This is a genomic window from Arhodomonas sp. KWT (assembly GCF_010993615.1).
The window spans coordinates 1-3,927 of record NZ_WNXE01000201.1 but is presented as its reverse complement, the minus strand read 5'-3'; the positions used below and the strand labels follow the sequence as shown (position 1 = coordinate 3,927).

Annotated in this window: 4 protein-coding genes; 1 reads left to right on the top strand and 3 read right to left on the bottom strand. The window is 71.3% G+C overall.

The window, feature by feature from the left end:
• A partial coding sequence (locus G7A99_RS16590) for a hypothetical protein (RefSeq protein ID WP_163142183.1) occupies positions 1 to 1,046 on the bottom strand: 1,046 nt, incomplete at its 3' end.
• A gap of 4 nt (positions 1,047 to 1,050) precedes the next feature.
• Complete coding sequence (locus G7A99_RS16585; RefSeq protein WP_163142180.1) at positions 1,051 to 2,382, bottom strand: bifunctional diguanylate cyclase/phosphodiesterase; 1,332 nt, start codon at positions 2,380 to 2,382, stop codon at positions 1,051 to 1,053.
• Between the two features lie 126 nt (positions 2,383 to 2,508).
• Between G7A99_RS16585 and G7A99_RS16580 the strand changes: the two genes are divergently transcribed.
• Positions 2,509 to 3,420, top strand: a complete 912-nt coding sequence (locus G7A99_RS16580) for an alpha/beta hydrolase (protein ID WP_205599886.1) — start codon at positions 2,509 to 2,511, stop codon at positions 3,418 to 3,420.
• Here G7A99_RS16580 and G7A99_RS16575 read toward each other — a convergent pair.
• Positions 3,410 to 3,927: sorbosone dehydrogenase family protein (locus tag G7A99_RS16575; RefSeq protein WP_163142177.1), on the bottom strand; the 518-nt coding region annotated here is incomplete at its 5' end. The two genes, G7A99_RS16580 and G7A99_RS16575, sit on opposite strands and share 11 nt — an antisense overlap.

Here is a 3,927-nt window from a genome sequence, read left to right as displayed (position 1 = left end):
GCTGAGAGGTCGAACGTCCGCCGGGCACCGTCCGGGGCGGCGAGGGTGAGCCGGCGGGGCAGGTCGACGACGACCAGGTCCGCGGCGTCGCCGTCGTAGTGATTGGAATGACGGGCCCCGCTGCGCGTGGCATAGACCACGTTGTAGGCCTCGGCCATACGCCGGGCCGCCTCCTTTGTGGCCCGCCAGCCGTCGTCGGTTTGCCAGCGGATCGGGATGTCCAGCCCCCACCCGGCATTGAGCCGCTCCAGCTCGGCGGCCCGCCGTGCCACCGCCTCGGGACCCCTTGCCCGTGCCAGGATGAAGGCGCCGTACATCAGGTAGCCGCGTTCGCGCCGGCGCACCGTCGAGTAGAGATACGCCTCCGCGCCCTGGTCCCGGCACTGCGCCATCAGCGAGCGCAGGCGTGATGCGAAGCCCGCGGCGCCGGCGTCCACCAGGGCCTGCAGCCGGGCGGCCTCGTCGGCGGGGTTCGGATAGCGTGCCGTCCAGCGCGGCCCCGGTGGTGCGCCGTCCGGGGCGGGCTCGAGATCCGGCGGGTTGGGCGGTGGGCGGATCTCCAGCCGCCGGCCCCCGTAGCGCCGGGGCGTGTCGCCGAAGACCCCGTCGGGGTGCAGCAGGATGCCCGCGCGCCGGGCCCGGCCGGAGTGCACGTCCACGCTGTCCAGCCGCCCGCGCGCGGCGGCGACGTCGTCGAGAAAGTAGAGCAGGTCGGTGAGGTCCACCGGCCGGCCGAGCCGTTCGCGCACGGCGCGCAGCAGCGGCTCGTCGGCCGGGGTGGCGGCGAGCGCGTTCAGCGTGGTGCCGTCCAGGCGCACCCCGGCCAGGGTCACCGGCAGGTCCCGGAGGGCCTGCGCGGCGGCGGCCAGGGTGGTACGGCCGCCGTCGTCCCCGGGGGCCGGCAGCGCCTCCCACTGCCGGTTCGTGTCGATGGCATCGGCACCCGCGGTGGCCCGACCCCCGGCGATGACGCCGAGGGCGAGCAGGATGGCGAGCGCGGCGACACGCGGACGAGGGGACGGGCGATATTGGGTGGTGTATGGCACGGGGTCAGCGCACCAGCCACGCGTCGAGCTGGTCGTCCGGCATCGGCCGGGCGAGGTGGAAGCCCTGACCCTGGTCGCAGCCGATACCGTCCAGGAAGGTGTACGCATTCGCGGTCTCTATGCCCTCGGCGACGACGTCGAAATCCAGCCCGTGGGCGAGGTTGGTGATCTCGGTGACAAGGAAACGCGCCTGCTCGCCCCTGTCCAGGTCGAGCACGAAGGACTTGTCGATCTTGACCACGTCCGCCGGAATGCGGGTCAGGTAGGCCATATTGCTGTAGCCGCTGCCGAAGTCGTCGATGGCCACGGTCATGCCCAGGGTGCGGACCTGCCGCAGGGTCTCCAGCGTCCGCGCGTTGTCCGGAGAGACCGCCCCCTCCGTGAACTCCAGCTCCAGGCGCCGCGGGTCCACGCCGTAGCGGTCGAGCCATCCGCGCAGCCGCCCCAGAAACTCGGGCTCCGCCAGGTTCCGTGGCGAGACGTTCACGGATATGCCCAGATCGCGTCCCGCGTCCTGCCATCGGCTGAGCCGGCGGATCGCCGTTTCCAGCACCAGAGCCGTCAGTGGCCGGATGAGGGCGGTGGTCTCCACCAGGGGGATGAACTCCGCGGGCGAGATCCATCCGAGCCTGGGATGCTGCCACCGGATCAGCGCTTCCACGCTGTGGCTGAGGCGGTCCGCGAACGACACCCGGGGCTGGAAGTGCAGGGTGAACTGGTCGTCGGCCTCCAGCGCCTCCGGCAGGTCGGTCAGCAGCTGGAAGGCACGGCGCTGGGCGGCGTCCGAGCCCGGGTTGTAGTACGCGAACGGATGGTGGGAACTGCGGCTGTCCTGTGCGGCGGTGAGCGCGGCACGCAGTGCCTCGGCGGGTGCGGTGAAGCCGGCGTCCAGTGCCACCAGCCCGACTCCCGCGGCGGTCTGGATGGGGATGTCCTGAACCATGACGGGGTCGGTGAAGTGGGTGGCGATGCTCCTCGCGGTGTGCTCCGGGGGGTATCTGCCGTCGTTGTCGACGACGAACGCGAAGCTCAGCACGCTGACGTTGTAGACCGTCACGCCTGCATCCAGGCACTCGATGACGCGCTGGGCCCCGGCGCGGATGAAGTCCTCGGAGAAGGCATGGCCGAGTGCACGCAGGATGCGGTTGAAATGCTGTGCCTCCGCCAGTGTGACCAGTACCAGCGTACGCGGCCGGCCGCTGTACGCGATTCCGTCGAGGTCGGCGGCAAGCTGCTCCAGGCACTGGACCCGGCTTGGCAGGCGGGTGACATGGTCGTAACGGCCGATGTCCTCGGCGGTGAAACCGCCCGCCGGCGGCTGCGGCTGTCGCGGCATGGTGCCTGATTCTCCGGGGCCCGCGTTATCGGTGCTCATTCTCGGTGACTGCCCGGGCACGCTCGCGGCGCCCCCGTTTCCCTGTTAGCGTCCGGATTCGGCCAAGTATAGGGATTCGGGGTGACGATGTCCTTCCTGAAGACGATGTGGCGGGCGCCGGCGATCGCGGTGCTCGTGGCGCTCGCCGCCGGCTGTACGCGGCTCGGTGCGCTGGACTCGGTGATGCCCCGGGACGATGGCGCCCGGCGCGTTGCCCGGGATGCCTCGTACGGGACGTGGCCGCGTCAGCGCCTGGATGTCTATGCCCCGCGGGCGCCCGTGGCCGGCGCGCCGGTGATTGTGTTCATCTACGGCGGCTCCTGGGACAGCGGGCGCCGCCAGGACTACGGCTTTGTCGGCCACGCGCTGGCGGCCCGCGGCTTCGTGACCGTGATCCCGGACTACCGGCTGGTGCCGTCGGTGCGTTACCCCGCGTTCGTGGAGGACGTCGCGGCGGCGGTGCGCTGGACCCATGATCACATCGCCCGCTACGGCGGAGACCCGGCACGCATCGGCGTGGCCGGCCATTCGGCCGGGGCCTACAACGCCGTGATGCTGGGGGTTGCGCCGCGCTATACCGGTGCGGACGGCGCAGAGGGGCTGCCGGTGGCGGCGGTGGCCGGGCTCTCCGGCCCGTACGACTTCCTCCCGCTGGACGTGCGCGCCACCCGGCGGGCGTTCGCCGGCGTGGCGGATTTGCAGGCGACCCAGCCGGTGGCGGTCGTGGGCTCCCGGGGGCCGCCGTTGTTCCTTGCCACGGGAACCGCGGACACCACGGTGAAACCGCGAAACACCACCGCGCTGGCGGAGCGGGCGCGGGCACAGGGACGGCGGGTGGTGGTCCGCCGCTATGCAGGAGCGGACCACGTGGACATGCTGCTGTCCCTGGGCTGGTGGTTCCGCGACGATACCGCCGCACTCGCCGACATGACCGCCTTCTTCCGCGATACCCTCGGCGGTGCGCCGGAAGGTAGCGACCGCGAGACGGCTACGGACTGAGCCGGTAGAGCGCGCCGCTGCCGTAGTCGCCGATGTAGAGATTACCGGCATCGTCGGTACCGAACGTGGAAATGGAAAGCCCCGTGTCGACGAGCAGCTCGCGCTCGTCGCTGCCGCGGTCGTAGGCCCAGATGCGACCGCTGATGAAGTCACCGAACACGTATCGCCCGGTGAGCGCCGCCAGGCGCGTGCCGCGGTAGACGTAGCCGCCGGTAACGGACTCGCCGAGGTCGTGGCCGTACTCCGTGAGCGGAGCGGTGAAGTCGCTGTCCGTGAGACTGTCGCAGGCGCTGGAACGCAGGCTGGCGTCGACGGTGAGGCTGCCCTCGCGGCAGTCCCAGCCGTAGTTGCCGCCGGCGGTGACCACGTCGATCTCCTCGCGGGCGTCCTGACCCACATCGGCGACCCATATCCGCTGGCCCGAGAGGTCGGAGTCGATGCTCAGCCGGTACGGATTGCGGAATCCGTAGGCGTAGATCTCCTCGCGCAGACCCGCGGTGTTGCCGG